Raw genomic sequence first — 17141 nt, forward strand, 5'->3', positions numbered from 1 at the left:
CCGTTGTGAGAACTCGTAGACAAGCGAAAAAACTTCTTTTTGCGATATTAGCTTGGGCGATAGCCATGGCTGCATTCGTGTTTTTTCGATATGCCCAATCACCAGAACTGCCGCAATGGGCTGTAGGTTCGGCTGATCTCGCGACACTCGCCGTCTATATGGGGATTATTTTTGGTAGCTTACACTGGATGTCCAATCTGATAGCTGATTTTAGCGCTATCAATCGCCTGCCTTATATCTTCTCAGTCATTTTTAAAGGATTGTTCCTGTTATTAGGTGCAACAACCTTAGCTTATATGACCCAATTTCTAAATATGTGGGCCATTGAAAATCACATGTCGACCCTTAGACAAATGCTTACGGCGCATATTCTCTATAGTCCCTCATTCCAAGCCTTAATTGTTTATTTAGTCGTTGTACGAGTGAGCTTAGCCTTTGTTGAGCAGATGGGGCTTTTAGTTGGGCCACGTATTTTACTCAATATTGGTTTAGGTAAATACCATAAGCCAAGATACGAACAGCGTTTATTTCTTTACTTAGATATGGTCGCCTCAACAACTCATGCTGAATCTCTTGGCGATTATCGCTTTAGTCGCCTAATCCAAGATAGTTTTAGCTTACTTTCAGATACTGTGAGTAATAACGAAGCTGAAATCTACCGCTATATGGGTGATGCCGTATTAATCCATTGGCCCTTAGAGGAAGGTGTTGTGCACGACCGCTGCATGAATATCTATTTTGAATTTAGCCAGCAATTAAATTGGCAGAGACGTTACTTTGAAGAACACTATGGTTTTGTGCCTAAATTTAAAGCGGCGGCTCACTGTGGGCAAGTCGTTGCTGCAGTTGTTGGTGTTCAAAAACAAGAAATTAGCTTCTTTAGTGATGTGCTAAATACGTTAGCGAGACTGCAGGATCAATGTAATCCCTTAGGACAGCGTATGTTGATCTCTGGCGCCTTAGCGGGACGACTCGATAATCCTAACAGTGAGTATCGTTTGACTAATCTGGGCCCAATTAAATTAAAAGGGAAACAACACTCGATTGAAGTGTTTGGTGTTTCCCCTTTATAAAACTCACCAAAAGCAAAAATACTCAGTGATTATGCGGTTTCGTTAGCTAACAATTTTTGGATCAATAAACCTAGCGTACGGAAAGTTAAAATTCGGCTGGTTGTTTGTCGCCATACTAAACCGATATCGCGATATGGCGCTTCACCTGGCGGAGTCATTACCACCAGATCGGTATCATTCAAAATCCCTGCATCAATCGCCATTTGCGGTAAGAACGTTGTGCCCAGTTTGCTATTTACCATTTGTACTAAGGTATGCAGACTCGTGGCAGCAAAAGGATTGACTTTAGCACTGTCACCCAACTGACAAGCAGTAATAGCATGGCCAGTAATACAATGCTCACTCTGCAACAGAAAAATACTCTCATCAGGTAATGTCTGATAATCGATCGGCTGATGAATTCCCCCCACTAAATCTTTATGGATCACCATCTTAAAGGGATCGATTCCGACCTTCATGCTGTGGTAACCACTGGTATCAACCGGTAAAGCTAGAATAAGTAAATCCAACTCCCCTTTACCTAAGGCATCGAGTAAACGTTCCGTCGTGTCCTCTTTGAGTAACAAACTCATCTCAGGGTACGCCTGCTGACATTGTTTAACGACTCGGCTGAGTAGAAACGGCGCAATGGTAGGAATACAACCCAAGCGGATATCGCCTGTCATCGGTTCGCCTTGGTTTTTGACCAATTCAACTAAATCGTCGACATCCGTAAGGATTTTACGGGAACGCTGTACGACTTCTTCACCGATAGCGGTGAACATAAAAGACTTATGGTCACGTTCAATCAACTGATGACCAAGCTGCTCTTCAAGATTCTGAATGCCGCTTGACAGAGTCGATTGGCTGACAAAACACACCTTAGCGGCGCGATTAAAATTCTGCTCTTGATGAAGATTCACCAAGTAATATAGATTCTTAAGGCTAGGTAAATTTTTCATTTTATCGATTGCCACTACGGTTATGAATTAATAAATTTAATCAACTCTACCATAAGTTATCAACTAAAACGCGGCTAAATTACTCAATAGTGTGAGCAAAATCGATTTTCAATCAAGGTAAAACGCTTGAGGCGACTCAGAATAAAGGAGGGAAAAGCAAAAGAGGGGATAAAACGAGAAGGAAGAAGTTATCGAGGTGCAACCTTTACGCCGCACCTCGCAAACCAAACTAGGCTTTAGCCTGTAAGAATTGCTTTAATTGCTGCAGATCGGCACTCGCAAATTCAACAATTTGCGCGACCCAAGTTGCATGTTCAACTTCCCAACGCGCTTCTTCGCCATGCTGCAGTAATTGGGCAATTTGCTGAATACGTTTTAAGCCAACTGAACCCGCTGCACCTTTAAATTTGTGGGCCTCTGAACATAAAGTGTCCTTGTCAGCAGCTTCGTTAGCCTTTACTAGATTCCCAACATATTCAGGCATTAATTGCTCAAATAACACCACGCTCTTTAGCAAAGTACCGGCACCAATCGCGCTGCAATACTGTTCTAACGTATTGAGATCTAGAATTGTCTCTAATTCAACTGTGGCCATCTAGGCCTCCCTTAAGTAGTCCAATGCTTAAAACAAATTTATGACATGATACCCACTAAAATTGTCAGCGCAACTTATAGCAGCATTTGTGGTCAAAAGATGTTTTTATTAACAAAAAATCAACTATATCAAATACTATTAGCGATAAAAAATTACCAAATGAATCCATTCAGCAAATATGGACATTATGGTCGCGCTAATGCCGCCCCTTGTCCACCCTTACTCGCAAGATCCTCAACAATCGCCACTAAGCCATTCCAACGATAACCACACCAATCGGGTGCCAGCAGTATCGGTTTTTTCGCATAGGCGGTCACCCGATGAAAGATCACCTCTTTCGGTGTATGCCGAACTAGTTCGCCGACACAAGCCGCATACTCCTCAATACTGAGCAAAGGTAAGCGCCCTGTGCGCCAAGCTTTTGCCATAGTACTGCCCTCAACCACATGTAATGGATGAAGCTTTAAACCATCTACGCCCTGCGTCAGCACGGCCTGAAGGGTCGCCATGTAATCGAGACGAGTCTCACCGGGTAAACCTAATATAAGGTGAGTACACACCTTTAATCCTCGACTTCTCGCCCGCAAAACGGTATCGCAATAACAGGCAAAATCGTGCCCACGGTTAATCTTATGCAAAGTGCTATCATTGGCGGTTTGCAATCCAAGCTCCAACCAGACATCGATGCCCTTTTGCTGATAACTCGCTAATAAATCTAATACATTATCTGGCACACAGTCGGGACGAGTGCCAACACACAGGCCCACAATCTCACTGTCTTTGACCGCCTCATCGTATTTAGCCATCAGCACTTGATACTCATCATAAGTGCTCGTATAAGCCTGAAAATAAGCGATAAACTTATCCGCATTCAGCTTGGGTTTCGCCTCTTTATAACGGGCTTTCCCTTGTTCTAGCTGCTCACTGATGCTGAGCATTTCCGTTTGCTGATAACTAAAGGACGCCACGTTGCAAAAGGTACAACCACCACGTCCAAGCGTGCCATCACGGTTAGGACAAGTGAATTTGGCATCTATGGTGAGCTTGCGTAATCGCTCACCGTATTTAGCCTTACAAACAGCACCAAATGTGTTTACGTATGCATCGAGCCCCATTAGCTCGCCTGCCATATTTCATGTCGTTTCATTAAAAATAACCAAGATAAAATCACAAGAAAGAAGAAATAATGATGTGTAGATAGACGAAAAAACTCATGATAAACAAAGCGAGCACACTTTTCTTGGCGGTAAATCAAACTCTCATAATATTCACCATATCCAAGCTAAAAACCTGAGCCGCCCCTCACAGTGCCTTTACATTCTGTGATAGCACTCACAACCAAACAGAATAACAATTCACTTATTTCATATTTTTATACAAACACTGTATTTGCAATAAAAATCACTATTTCTAAATCAAAAACAATCAGCGCCAATGTTACATTTTAGTAACTTACAAGTTTTTCATTTTTTAAAATTCTTTTTATTCATAATGTTATACAGCATTTTGATCAGTTAACGTTAACGTCAAGCAATTGTGTTTTGTGTATGAAACATGAATTAATACCCATATTTTATGCAAAATTTTGGTTTGACCTTTAGTTAATCTCAGGATAATTTGGGTGGTTCGGGTGCATATCTATAGAAAGTCTTTACATTTCTCCCGAGTAGTAATTTCGTTGAGGTCAAGGGAGGTTTTTGTATGAGCTTATATCATCCCAGTTTTGAGCGGGACAATTGTGGGTTTGGCTTGATTGCACAAATGGATGGCGAAGCCAGTCATCGTATCGTGCGCACAGCTATCCATGGCCTTGATCGCATGAAACACCGTGGCGGTATCGCCTCTGATGGTCGAACTGGGGACGGCTGTGGTTTATTGATGCAGCTACCATTGCAATTCTTTGAGGCCGTAGCCGCAGAAAATGACTGGCACTTGAGCCGCAAATTCGCTGTAGGCATGTTGTTTTTAAGCCAAGATGAGGAATTAGCCGACCAAGCTAAATTCATCCTCGAACGCGAACTGGAGCGTGAAACATTAAGTATTGCTGGTTGGCGTAAAGTCCCTATCAATCCTGAGGTATTGGGTGAGATTGGTAAATCGAGCCTACCGCAAATCTATCAAGTGCTGATTAACGCCCCCATTGGTTGGCGTGAGAAAGACCTTGAGCGACGTCTCTACATGGCTCGCCGCCGTTTAGAGCAACAAATTACTGACGATAAAGACTTTTATGTCGCGAGTCTTTCAGGTCAAGTCATCGTCTACAAAGGCTTAATGATGCCTGCCGACCTGCCCGCATTCTATCCCGACCTTGCCGACATCCGTTTGAAAAGCTCCATTTGTCTATTCCATCAACGCTTTTCAACCAATACTTCACCTAAATGGCCACTCGCTCAGCCCTTTAGGTATCTTGCCCATAACGGCGAGATCAATACGATTACCGGTAACCGCCAATGGGCTCGCGCTCGAGCCTATAAGTTTAATTCGCCGCTGCTGCCTGACTTACAGCAGGCGGCACCCTTTGTGAATGAAACGGGTTCTGACTCCTCCTCCCTCGACAATATGCTCGAGATGCTGCTCTCTGGCGGGATGGACTTATACCGCGCCATGCGTTTGCTGATCCCGCCAGCATGGCAAAGTAACCCTGAGATGGATGACGAGCTAAAAGCCTTCTATGACTTTAACTCCATGCATATGGAGCCATGGGATGGTCCTGCGGGGATCGTAATGACCAACGGTCGCCACGCCGCTTGCGCGGTCGATCGTAACGGTCTGCGCCCATCTCGTTATGTGATCACCAAAGATCGTATCTTAACCCTCGCCTCAGAAGTCGGCATTTGGGACTACGCCGCCGATGAAGTGATTGAAAAAGGCCGTGTCGGCCCTGGCGAGCTGTTAGTGTTAGATACATTAAATGGCCGTCTATATCAGTCATTCGAAATCGATAACGATCTTAAGCGTCGCCACCCCTACAAAGAATGGATGGCGAAAAACAGTCGTACTTTAATTCCTGCCGAGCAGCTAACGACAGAGCAACATGGCGCCAGTGAATTAAGTCCTGAGCAACTACTGCAATACCAAAAGCAGTTTGGTTACACCCGCGAAGAGCTTGAACAAGTGATTTGGGTACTGGCAAAACAAGGCGAAGAAGCGACTGGCTCCATGGGCGATGATACGCCAATGGCCGTATTGTCGAAAAAGTCACGCTCGCTCTATGACTATTTCAGGCAAAAATTCGCTCAAGTCACTAACCCGCCTATCGATCCATTGCGTGAAAAGCACGTGATGTCTCTGGCGACCTGCATTGGCCGCGAACAAAACCTCTTCAACGAAACTACTGGCCATGCCTATCGAGTGATGTTCAACTCACCGATATTATTATTCAGTGATTTCAATCAACTACTCGGATTAGATAGCACTTACTATCGCGCCAATATCGTCGATTTAAACTACGATCCGAAGGAAGGCTTAGAACAGGCGATTCGCCGCATCACCTCGGAAGCCGAGCGTTTAGCCCGCAGTGGCACTACACTGCTGATTTTATCCGACCGTGCGATTGATAAATCGGCGCAGGTGATTCCAGCAGCCATGGCGGTGGGCGCGGTGCAACAAATGCTGGTGAGTAAGAGCCTGCGCTGCGATACCAACATCATTGTCGAGACCGCATCAGCGCGAGATCCGCACCACTTTGCAGTGCTACTCGGCTTTGGCGCCACGGCGATTTATCCCTATTTAGTGTATGAATCAATCTCAGATCTGGCGAAACGCCATCAATTGACAGACACCACGGCGCTGATGCTGAACTTCCGTTACGGCATCGAGAAGGGTCTACGTAAGATCATGTCGAAGATGGGGATCAGCACCGTCGGTTCCTACCGTTGTAGCCAGCAGTTTGAAGCCATTGGTATCGCCAGTGATGTGATTGAACTCTGCTTTAAAGGAGTGGTGAGTCGTATCGAAGGCGCAAGCTTTGAGGATATCGCCAACGATCAAGCGCTGCTGCATAAAGCCGCTTACCGCGCCCATGTGCCACTGCCACAAGGCGGTTTACTCAAATACGTGGATGGCGGTGAGTACCACTGCTTCAACCCTGATGTGGTCAACACATTGCAGGCATCCTTAATCGACAAAAATTTTGCGACCTATAAGAAGTTTGCCGAATTAGTCGATAACCGTCCAGTTGCCACCCTAAGGGATTTGATTGGCATTAAGGCTGACCAAGCTGCAATTGAACTGGATAAGGTCGAAGCTGCTAGCCACTTGTTCCCACGTTTTGACAGTGCGGCCATGAGTATCGGTGCCTTAAGCCCCGAGGCTCATGAAGCATTAGCCATTGCAATGAACCGTTTAGGTGGCCGCTCTAACTCGGGTGAAGGTGGTGAGGATGCTCGCCGCTTTAACACCGAACGTAACTCGGCGATTAAACAAATTGCCTCGGCACGTTTTGGCGTAACCGCCCATTACCTAGTCAACGCCGATGTGTTGCAGATTAAAGTCGCACAGGGCGCAAAACCCGGTGAAGGCGGACAACTGCCAGGCCATAAGGTGAGTGTGGAAATTGCAGGGCTGCGCCACGCGCGCCCAGGTGTAACCTTAATTTCACCACCACCGCACCATGATATTTACTCTATCGAAGACTTAGCCCAGCTGATTTTCGATTTAAAACAAATCAATACCAAGGCACTGATTTCAGTGAAATTAGTATCTGAACCCGGTGTTGGCACCATTGCGACTGGTGTAGCAAAAGCCTACGCCGATATGATCACTATTTCTGGCTACGATGGTGGCACGGGCGCAAGCCCTATCACCTCGGTGAAATACGCCGGCAGCCCATGGGAACTCGGCCTTGCCGAAGTGCATCAATCTCTGGTGGAAAATGGCCTGCGCCATAAGATCCGCTTGCAGGTCGATGGCGGCCTAAAAACCGGAACCGACGTCATCAAGGCAGCCTTACTCGGCGCCGAGAGCTTTGGCTTCGGAACTGTGCCTATGATTGCCTTAGGTTGTAAGTACCTGCGTATTTGCCACCTGAACAACTGCGCTACCGGTGTCGCAACTCAGGACAAGAAACTGCGCGATAACCACTACCACGGCTTACCAGAGCGAGTAATGACTTACTTTGAGTTTGTCGCCGAGGAAGTGCGCGAGTGGATGGCAACCCTAGGGGTCAGCAAGTTCGAAGACTTAGTGGGCCGTAGTGAGTGGCTACATACCTTAGAAGGCCAGACCGATAAGCAACGTGGACTCGATTTAGCGCCAATTCTGTATCAGCCTAAGGTCAAAGCCAACACCTCGCGCACTTGGCAGGAAACCAATCCACCAGCAGATTTAGGCTTGCTCAACCAGCATCTGCTCAACGAATGCCAGAGTGCGGTCGATAAGGGCGAGTGTTTCGATGCCGCTTACAGTATCAACAACACCGACCGCTCAGTGGGCGCACGCCTATCGGGTTATATCGCGACCACCCTTGGTGTTAAAGGCACTAAGGCACCGATAAAACTCAGCTTTAACGGCAGTGCCGGCCAAAGCTTTGGAGTATGGAACAGCCCAGGCCTCGAACTCAAGCTCTGCGGTGATGCCAACGACTATGTCGGTAAAGGCATGTCGGGCGGCAAGATTGTGATTTATCCACCGCTGGGTAGCCCATTCCAGAGCGAGCGCAGCGCGATTGTCGGTAACACTTGTCTATATGGCGCGACTGGCGGACGCTTCTTCGCCGCAGGTCAAGCGGGGGAACGCTTTGCGGTACGTAACTCGGGCGCCATCGCCGTAGTTGAAGGCTTAGGCGATAACGGCTGCGAATACATGACCAGCGGGATTGTGGTCGTGCTCGGCAAAACCGGGGTCAACTTCGGCGCGGGGATGACGGGCGGCTTTGCCTATGTTTTCGACCAATTTGGCCGCTTTAATCGCCGCGTCAATAGCGAACTGGTAGACACCCAAAAGCTCGAATCGGCTATTCATCAGCAACATTTAAAAGGCTTGATTGAGGAGCATGTGGCCGAGACTGGCAGTGAACACGCGAAGATGATCTTAAGCGACTTTGCCAACTGGTTAGATTGCTTTGTATTAGTGAAACCGAAAAATATCGCCGTTGCAGATCTGCTCAAATTAGAGCAATCGAGCCCGGAACTGGCAGTAAAAGCGGGGTAATAGCAGATGAGTAACGATTTTCAATTTATTGAAGTGGGTCGTAAAGACCCAACTAAACACCCTGCGGCAAAGCGTTCGACTCAGTTTATTGAGATTTATCAACCCTTTGCGCAAGCACAGGTGAGTGAACAGGCGGACCGTTGCCTCGATTGCGGTAACCCTTATTGTGAGTGGAAATGTCCGCTGCACAACTATATTCCCAATTGGCTGAAACTGGCACAACAGGGCCGAATTATGGAAGCAGCGGATTTAGTCCATGAGACCAATACCCTGCCCGAGATCTGCGGCCGCGTCTGCCCACAGGACAGACTCTGTGAAGGCGCTTGTACCCTAAACGCCGACTTTGGCGCCGTGACTATCGGTAATGTGGAGAAATACATTACCGATACCGCTATCGCCCAAGGCTGGCGTCCGGATATGAGTAAAGTCACGCCGCGCAAGGAAAAGGTCGCGATTGTGGGCGCAGGCCCTGCTGGTTTAGGCTGTGCCGATATTCTTGCCCGTAATGGGGTTAAGGCTGTGGTGTTTGATAAGTATCCCCAGATTGGTGGCCTGCTGACCTACGGTATTCCCGCCTTTAAACTGGATAAAGCCGTGATGGCAACTCGCCGCACTGTGTTAGAAGGCATGGGAATCGAGTTCAAGCTGGGCGTAACTGTCGGTAAAGACGTCGCCTTTAACCAACTGCTTGAGGAATACGATGCCGTCTTCCTCGGCATGGGCACCTACACCGCCATGAAAGCGGGCCTTGAGGGCGAAGATGCCCAAGGCGTGTACCAAGCCCTGCCCTACTTGATTGGCAATACCCATCATCTGATGGGCAGCAGTAATCCAGACACCCCATACCTCAACCTTGCCGGTAAGCGCGTGGTGGTCTTAGGTGGCGGTGATACGGCTATGGACTGTGTTCGCACCGCCGTGCGCCAAGGGGCCAGCAGTGTGATTTGTGCCTATCGCCGTGACGAAGCCAACATGCCGGGTTCACGCCGCGAGGTGCAAAACGCCCGTGAAGAGGGCGTGAACTTCCTGTTTAACCGTCAACCCGTGGCGATTAAAACCCAGGATGGCAAAGTAGTGGGCGTGGAATGCGTTGAAACCCAAATGGGTAAAGCCGATGCCAGCGGCCGTCAACGTGCCGAAGCGATTGAAGGCAGCGAGCAGTTACTCGACGCCGATGCGGTAATTATCGCCTTCGGTTTCCAACCTAGCCCTGCGCCTTGGTTTGCCGATTACGGCATTGAACTCGACCAATGGGGCCGAGTAAAAGCCAGTAAACAGGCCGATAATCCATTCCAAACCACCAATCCAAAGGTATTTGCTGGCGGCGATATGGTCCGTGGCTCGGATCTAGTTGTGACCGCAATTGCCGAAGGACGTGATGCCGCGCAAGGCATTCTTAACTACTTAGATTAATGGTTTTTTGTTGTACCGCTGTAGCTGTGAGTCTAGGACTCGTACCCACGAGTCCACCATTTGCTTGTGAATTTTGGCGCACCTTAGGGTGCGCATTTTTTTACCCATTCGCCGTTTAACATTATCCCAATCAAGCAATCGCAATCCCACAATAACGTCAAAGCATAACTGTGGTATATTAGCCGCCATTCTGTTATCCCACTCTTTTAGTGGCATCACACATTCAGTTGAATCAAAAGGGTCTCCCATGAAAATTGGTATTATTGGCGCAATGGAGCCAGAAGTTGCCCATCTTATTGCGGCTATGACAAACGCCTCTTCGCAAACGATTGCGGGTATTGAATTTATCGCTGGCACCTTAGCGGGCAAAGACGTTGTAGTGACGCGCTCTGGTATTGGTAAAGTCGCCGCTAGTATTGCCACCACGCTGCTGATTGAGAAATACGCCCCCGATGCAGTAATCAACACAGGTTCTGCGGGTGGTTTTGTCGATTCACTGTCGATTGGCGATATCGTGATTTCATCCGAAGTGCGCCACCACGATGTGGATGTCACCGCATTTGGTTACGAAATAGGCCAAATGGCGCAGCAACCCGCAGCCTTTATTCCAGCGCCATACTTAGTCGAAGCAGCCAATAAGGCCATCGCACAATTAGGCGAAGTGAAAGCGATTGAAGGCTTAATCTGTACTGGCGATAGCTTTATTTGCGATCCAGTACGTACCAAGACCATGTTGGAGCACTTCCCAACCATGGCGGCCTGTGAGATGGAAGGCGCGGCAATTGCTCAAGTGTGCCACCAATTTGGCGTGCCATTTGTGGTGATTCGCTCACTCTCTGACAACGCCAACAACGACTCCCCCGTCGACTTTGATTCTTACATTGTGAAGGCAGGCTACCATTCAGCATTGATGGTAATGTTGCTGCTTGAGCAATTAGATCCAAACTCAGTAAAGTAATTGACTAAAGCATGATTGCGGAAAGTACCTGATGCACAGTTCTTTTTATCAACAACTTGTCGAAATTGATGGCGCTTTGTTTGAGGGCTTCTTGGTACTTTTCTTTGCTTTATTACTGGCGCGTTTAGCGCCATTGCCAAGGGAAATGCAGCCACTGATTTGGTTTAGTCACTTAGCCAAACAGCTCGCCGCTAAAGTAAACCGCCCTGAGCGCTCACCAAGCCAGCAAGCAACGGCTGGCTTTTTGGCCATGCTGCTCTTAGTGTTCCCCTTTTGGGCGATTATTACCTTTTTGCTCGAGCTCGCGGCTTTCCCTTGGTTTTTTGAGTTTTTAGTACTCTATCTGTGTTTGAGTGATGCAGGCTTTAGCCAAGTCGCCGACGAAATCGCTAAGGCATTAAAACGCGAGGATAATGCCAGCGCAAAAAAGCTATTACAGCCGTGGGTTGTCCGTGATACGGATAACCTATCGGAAGTGGGCTTAACCAAAGCGACGATTGAAAAATTGGCTACAGCGCCAATTTACGGTACGGCTTCGACTATCTTCTTCTTTGCGATCGCGGGTGCGCCTATGGTGCTGGCGGTCAGAATGATTAAACAACTCGAGCTCAGCTGGCCACCTATACAACCTAAATATCAGCATTTTTGCAGTACTGTGAATATTATCTCAACGGTACTACTGGCAATACCCGCTTGGTTATGGAGCCTGTCTATTGCGATTCAGGGTGGCCCTAAAGCCTTGGCATTGCTGTTTCGCACCTCTAAAAATCATCCCGCCCTACGGGGTTATGTGATGAGTGTGTCCTTAGTGGCGAATATTTTACGGATTGAATTAGGCGGACCGCAGAAGTTTTCGGGGCAACGCATTGATGTAGCAAAGATAGTCTATGGCCCACAGCCGCACCATGAGAGTATTACCCCCGCAGTAAAACTCACCTCACGCGCCTGCGCAATTTGGTTTAGTTTTATCACGCTTCTTCCCTTCCTTTGGGCGGGTTTACGCTGGCTACAAACCCTGTGATATGATGCCTCTCATCTTAACATTAGGTTAAAGGCTGACTATCTTGTTCGAAAACATGCATGTCTCATTAACAACTCCTGCGTTGTTATTTCCGGCAATTTCTTTGCTATTACTTGCTTATACCAACCGATTCTTTGCACTGGCAGCATTGATCCGTCAGTTAAGTAACGGCGACAAACCCGTGCATCAGGATCAGATTAAAAACTTAAGTCAGCGGATCAGGATTATTCGCCGCATGCAGGAAGCTGGTGTATCGAGTTTTGCCCTGTGTGTGCTCTGTATGATTTTTATTTATATCGGTTTTAACAAGACTGGCTCCATCATCTTTGGTGCCAGCTTGTTACTCCTACTTTATTCACTGATTTTATCTGTCATTGAAATTCGTATTTCTGTGGATGCGCTGAATATCCATATCAAAGAGATGAGTAAATGAACCATTGGATTTACTTCTTCGATTTATGTGGCACGGCAGTATTTGCTCTGTCTGGCGCCTTAGCTGCAGGACGTCATCGCATGGACCCCTTTGGGGTGATAGTGCTTGCATCGGTCACAGCTGTAGGTGGTGGCAGTATCCGTGATGCGCTGATTGGCGCCACACCCGTGTTTTGGATCCGCGACCCGAACTACATCATAGTCATACTCGCCACTGTCCTAGCTTGTTTGCTGTTAGTACGCCGACCACGCAAGATGCCGGAGTATACGCTCCCCGTAGCTGATGCCTTAGGTTTAGCCCTGTTCACTGTGATTGGTGCAGAAAAAGCCCTCAATATGGGGCTAAGTGGCATGATTGCCGTCGTGATGGGCTTGATCACAGGCGTTGGAGGAGGCATTATTCGAGACTTACTGTGCCGACAAATCCCTATGGTGTTGCGCACAGAAATCTATGCCACGGCCTCAATTATCGGCGGTATTGGTTATACCGTAAGCTTAGCCTTGGGTATGGGCGAAAAAACGGCACTGTTTTTAGCCATGACCAGTGCATTAATGATCCGCCTATGCGCCATCAAATGGCATTTGTCGTTACCCGCCTTTGATCTCAAAACCAAGAGGGAATAGTTTGCGAATATTGTGTCTTTTAGTCTGCCTTATGTTTATTCCAGCGCTGTTTCCTGTGTCTGTACATGCAAACTCAGGGGAAATGCCTGCGGAACAACAGTTAGCCATCAAATATATGAACGCGCTCACTGAACACGACTATAAAACACTCGGCAAATTCTATAACCGCGATAGTATTTTCTTCGATAAAACTGCCAATCGTAAATACACGGGTGGTCGTTTTATTATCGACTTTTTCGAGCGCGCCCATGAGGGAGTGCTCGAATATGATTTTAATATCGAGCATATGTATAACGCGGGCTCATTAGTGGTGATGATTGGTAACTATCACTTTAAGGGGCCTGGGGAGCAATTTGGTAAGCCCGGCAAAATCATTGATGTCGCTATCCCTGGCGTGACTAGCCTTAAACTTGATATGCGCAACCATAGAGTCGCAGAGCATGTGGATCTGATTGACTATCAGACAATGTCAGACCAATTAGCGATGCAATAATCACAAAATTTCGCTTTGATTGAAACTTGAGCCCTAAAAATGAGTCGAAATCTACAATGAGTCATGCGACTGAACCATGGCGCTGAATGCCTAATTCGTTCGTTTAGTTTCAATGAGGTTTGTATGAAGTTTTTTGGACTGATTGCCCTGCTCGCCCTAAATGCTTTGATACTCGTGCCCAACGCACAAGCGCAGCAGCCGATTATTGTTTCCTATGCGGTGCAACCTGTAAGCCATTTCAATCAACAACTGCGTGTTGCCCAAGCACAACATCAAGCTTGGAGTGAAGATCCTAAAACCATAAGTAACCAATACGCGGGGCAAAAGTTCACCCTAGTTCGGACCCAGCCGACAAAGTATGGAATATTGACCTATCAAGTGAGTGAAATATCTAAACAACATCCACAAATGCTGTTGATTTTATCACTCAAAAAAGATGCCCAACGCTGGCAGGTCGATTCAGCTCAACTAGCTTGGAAGTGTCGTGATGGCCAGCATTTTGGCACCGACAGATGTAATATTGGTGAACATGAGGCCAGTACGGCACCTTAAGCCTGCATCTCACATGTAGCCAGCACCAGATAAAATGCAGATATAAAAAGAGCGCCCTTAGGCGCTCTTTTTACTACTTGGTAAGTACTTATTAACCGTAATAAGCACTTATTCACTGTACTCGAGTCGTGATATTCGATTCAAGCTAAACTCAGATTAGTTAAACCAGAGTCACTTTCGCAAACTTACGCTTACCGACTTGGAATACGGCAACCGTGCCAGCGCTTAAGGTCATACGGCTATCGTCAACCTTCTCACCATCCATCTTCACCGCGCCTTGCTTGATCATACGCATCGCATCGGAAGTCGAACCGACTAAGTCGGCATCTTTAAGTAAGTTAGCAATCGCTAAGCCTTCACCCGCCGCTAGTTCAACCTCTGGGATATCATCTGGGATAGCGCCCTTTTGGAAACGGTCAATAAAGGCTTGATGGGCACTTTCAGCAGCGGCTTCGTCGTGGAAGCGCGCGATGATTTCCTTCGCGAGCGCAATCTTGGTATCACGAGGGTTAGCACCGTTGGCGATATCTTGTTTGAACTGTTCAATCTCGGCCAAGGGACGGAATGACAGCAACTCAAAGTAGCGCCACATTAATTCGTCTGAAATCGACATGATCTTGCCGAACATTTCATTGGCGGGCTCACTCACACCAATGTAGTTGTGCGCCGATTTAGACATTTTCTTCACGCCATCTAAACCTTCAAGCAGTGGCATCATAATCACAGCTTGTGGTTTTTGGCCTTCGGCTTTCTGTAACTCACGACCCATTAATAGGTTGAACTTCTGGTCAGTCCCCCCTAATTCAACGTCGGCCTTGAGCGCTACAGAGTCATATCCTTGCAGTAGCGGATACATAAATTCGTGGATAGCGATTGATTGACCCGATGCATAACGCTTCTTAAAGTCATCACGTTCCATCATACGAGCAACAGTTTGCTGTGAGGCTAAACGAATCATCCCAGCCGCGCCTAATGGCTCTAACCAGCTCGAGTTGAACTCGATACGCGTTTTTGTAGGATCAAGGATTTTATAGACCTGCTCTTTATAGGTCTCGGCATTGGCTAACACTTGCTCACGAGTCAGTGGTGGACGAGTGCTGTTTTTACCACTTGGATCACCCACCATACCGGTAAAGTCACCAATTAAGAAAATGACCTCATGACCTAACTCTTGGAATAATCTTAACTTATTTAAAATTACTGTGTGTCCAAGATGGATATCCGGTGCAGTAGGATCTGCGCCTAACTTGATACGAAGTGGACGTCCTTCTTTGAGTTTTTCCAGCAGATCCGATTCGAGTAGGATCTCGTCGGTACCACGTCTAATTTCTGCTAATACTTGGTCTAAATCAGCCATCTCGGCGGGGACTCCTAAGGCCATAGTCATAAAATGAGGAGACTTATGTTACTTGTTAGCCACCACAATTGAAAGTGTGTACACTAACGGGATTATTCAAGCCTTAGGTTATCGGTATCGGCGTCAATGGGAAAGGTTATAACGTTATTTAAATTGTTGCCTAAAAAGCATCAAATTCTCCTCAGCATTCTTTCTGTTATCACAATGATAACCTTGCTCTTTCCATCTGAAGAAGCCCAAGCTTCAAGACAAACTCAAGGTATTGCAGATCATCAAGTCAACACCCGTTACGATGTGCCCTTAGCCTTTCGCTCACCAGAGCGTCCAGAAGGCATTGAAGGACAAACACAGGATGAGGCAAATCAAGCCACAGCCTTGTCTTCAGTAGACGCGTTAGCTGCGGGTAATCATTCAGCCCCCGAAACCCTAGAGAGCGCCCACCATAGGGATGTTGAGCATTTTAATGTTAAGAATGGCGATACTTTAGCCGCCGTTTTTGAGCGAGCAGGACTCACCAGCAAAGATGTATATGAAATCACTCAGTTACCGCTCGCCAAGCAGAATCTATTAAAAATCATTCCCGGCGAAGAAATTGTGATCTCTAAGGACGTCAATGGTGATTTAACCGAAGTGCGCTACCGTGTTGATGCGATATCAACCTTAGTGATCACTAAAGATCACGACAGGTATTTTGAAAAAATCACCGAAAAAGACATTGAAATTCGCACTCAATTCACCAGCGCGAAAATTAAGAGTAACTTCTGGAACGCTGCCGTAGATGCGGGCTTAAATGCTAACCAAATTATGCAACTCTCGACCGTGTTTGGCTGGGATATCGACTTTGCCTTAGATTTACGCGAGGGCGATAGCTTCGCCATTATCTATGAGCAAGAGTATGCCGAAGGCGAGTTTTTACGTAATGGCAATATCTTAGCTGCGGAGTTTATTAACCAAGATGAGCGCTACACTGCAGTGCGCTACACCGACGGTAACTACTATTCCGAAAATGGTACAAGTATGCGTAAGGCATTCTTACGCTCACCGGTTGACTTTAAATATGTCAGTTCAAACTTTAATCCTAGACGCCTGCATCCAGTGACAGGACAAGTTAAAGCTCATCGTGGTGTTGACTATGTTGCCGCAATTGGCACCCCCATTAAAGCGGCAGGCAATGGACGAGTTATCGAATCCGGCTACAATCAATTTAATGGTAACTATGTGTTCATTAAGCACAACGATACCTACACGACCAAGTATTTACATTTGACCAAGCGTAATGTCAGCAAAGGGGCTAGCGTTAAGCAGGGGCAAATTATTGGCACATTAGGCAAAACAGGACGCGTCACGGGTGCTCACCTACACTATGAATTTATCGTCAATGGGGTGCACCGCAATCCAAGAACAGTGGATTTGCCCAAGGCCGAATCAATCGCCCGTAAAGAAAAATCTCAATTCGATACTATCAGCAAACAGTTGATGGCAAGCATTTCACAGAACAAGCAAACCCAATTGGCGATGCAATAACGACGGAT

At 47.0% G+C, this 17141-nt stretch carries 14 protein-coding genes; 10 read left to right on the top strand and 4 right to left on the bottom strand.

Translation table 11 applies throughout. From position 1 onward, the window contains the following. Positions 1-65 precede the first annotated feature (65 nt). The gene (locus L976_RS14345; RefSeq protein WP_211164521.1) at positions 66-1073 is read left to right on the top strand and encodes an adenylate/guanylate cyclase domain-containing protein; all 1008 of its coding nucleotides are present in this window, start codon (positions 66-68) and stop codon (positions 1071-1073) included. A gap of 29 nt (positions 1074-1102) precedes the next feature. On the opposite strand, the gene oxyR is transcribed toward L976_RS14345, so the two are convergent. The 3 genes from oxyR to L976_RS14360 form a co-directional block, all read right to left on the bottom strand. Further along, a complete protein-coding gene (oxyR, locus tag L976_RS14350; protein ID WP_051714062.1) occupies positions 1103-2014 on the bottom strand; it encodes a hydrogen peroxide-inducible genes transcriptional activator OxyR in 912 nt (303 codons plus the stop codon). A gap of 229 nt (positions 2015-2243) precedes the next feature. Further along, a complete protein-coding gene (locus tag L976_RS14355) occupies positions 2244-2609 on the bottom strand; it encodes an Hpt domain-containing protein (RefSeq protein ID WP_037415552.1) in 366 nt (121 codons plus the stop codon). Positions 2610-2794: 185 nt separating this feature from the next. Then, positions 2795-3724, bottom strand: coding sequence for a TIGR01212 family radical SAM protein (locus tag L976_RS14360; RefSeq protein WP_047540536.1), 930 nt, complete (start codon positions 3722-3724; stop codon positions 2795-2797). 586 nt (positions 3725-4310) lie between these two features. Here L976_RS14360 and gltB point away from each other — a divergent pair. The 8 genes from gltB (at position 4311) to L976_RS14405 (ending at position 14252) form a co-directional block, all read left to right on the top strand. Then, positions 4311-8759, top strand: a complete 4449-nt coding sequence (gene gltB / locus L976_RS14365) for a glutamate synthase large subunit (protein ID WP_047537755.1) — start codon at positions 4311-4313, stop codon at positions 8757-8759. Positions 8760-8765: 6 nt separating this feature from the next. Then, on the top strand, positions 8766-10172 hold the full coding sequence (locus tag L976_RS14370) for an FAD-dependent oxidoreductase (protein ID WP_047537757.1): 1407 nt from the start codon (positions 8766-8768) through the stop codon (positions 10170-10172). A gap of 247 nt (positions 10173-10419) precedes the next feature. Beyond that, on the top strand, positions 10420-11130 hold the full coding sequence (locus L976_RS14380) for a 5'-methylthioadenosine/adenosylhomocysteine nucleosidase (RefSeq protein WP_037427597.1): 711 nt from the start codon (positions 10420-10422) through the stop codon (positions 11128-11130). Positions 11131-11161: 31 nt separating this feature from the next. Next, on the top strand, positions 11162-12151 hold the full coding sequence (locus L976_RS14385) for a cobalamin biosynthesis protein CobD/CbiB (RefSeq protein WP_037427598.1): 990 nt from the start codon (positions 11162-11164) through the stop codon (positions 12149-12151). A gap of 55 nt (positions 12152-12206) precedes the next feature. After that, positions 12207-12584 carry a DUF2721 domain-containing protein gene (locus tag L976_RS14390; protein ID WP_037415657.1) on the top strand — a complete coding sequence of 126 codons (378 nt, stop codon included), beginning with the start codon at positions 12207-12209 and terminating at the stop codon, positions 12582-12584. Further along, the gene (locus L976_RS14395) at positions 12581-13207 is read left to right on the top strand and encodes a trimeric intracellular cation channel family protein (RefSeq protein ID WP_037427599.1); all 627 of its coding nucleotides are present in this window, start codon (positions 12581-12583) and stop codon (positions 13205-13207) included. Before L976_RS14390 ends, L976_RS14395 begins: the two co-directional genes overlap by 4 nt. Position 13208: 1 nt before the next feature. Then, entirely contained in the window at positions 13209-13700 is a 492-nt protein-coding gene (locus L976_RS14400) for a nuclear transport factor 2 family protein (protein WP_037415527.1), read from the top strand. Positions 13701-13823: 123 nt separating this feature from the next. Next, on the top strand, positions 13824-14252 hold the full coding sequence (locus L976_RS14405) for a hypothetical protein (protein ID WP_037427601.1): 429 nt from the start codon (positions 13824-13826) through the stop codon (positions 14250-14252). Positions 14253-14412: 160 nt separating this feature from the next. On the opposite strand, the gene tyrS is transcribed toward L976_RS14405, so the two are convergent. Then, on the bottom strand, positions 14413-15609 hold the full coding sequence (gene tyrS / locus L976_RS14410) for a tyrosine--tRNA ligase (protein ID WP_047537767.1): 1197 nt from the start codon (positions 15607-15609) through the stop codon (positions 14413-14415). A gap of 126 nt (positions 15610-15735) precedes the next feature. Between tyrS and L976_RS14415 the strand changes: the two genes are divergently transcribed. Beyond that, the gene (locus L976_RS14415) at positions 15736-17133 is read left to right on the top strand and encodes a peptidoglycan DD-metalloendopeptidase family protein (protein WP_037427603.1); all 1398 of its coding nucleotides are present in this window, start codon (positions 15736-15738) and stop codon (positions 17131-17133) included. Positions 17134-17141 lie beyond the last annotated feature (8 nt).

It is taken from the genome of Shewanella sp. ZOR0012, assembly GCF_000798835.1.
Lineage (GTDB): Bacteria > Pseudomonadota > Gammaproteobacteria > Enterobacterales > Shewanellaceae > Shewanella > Shewanella xiamenensis.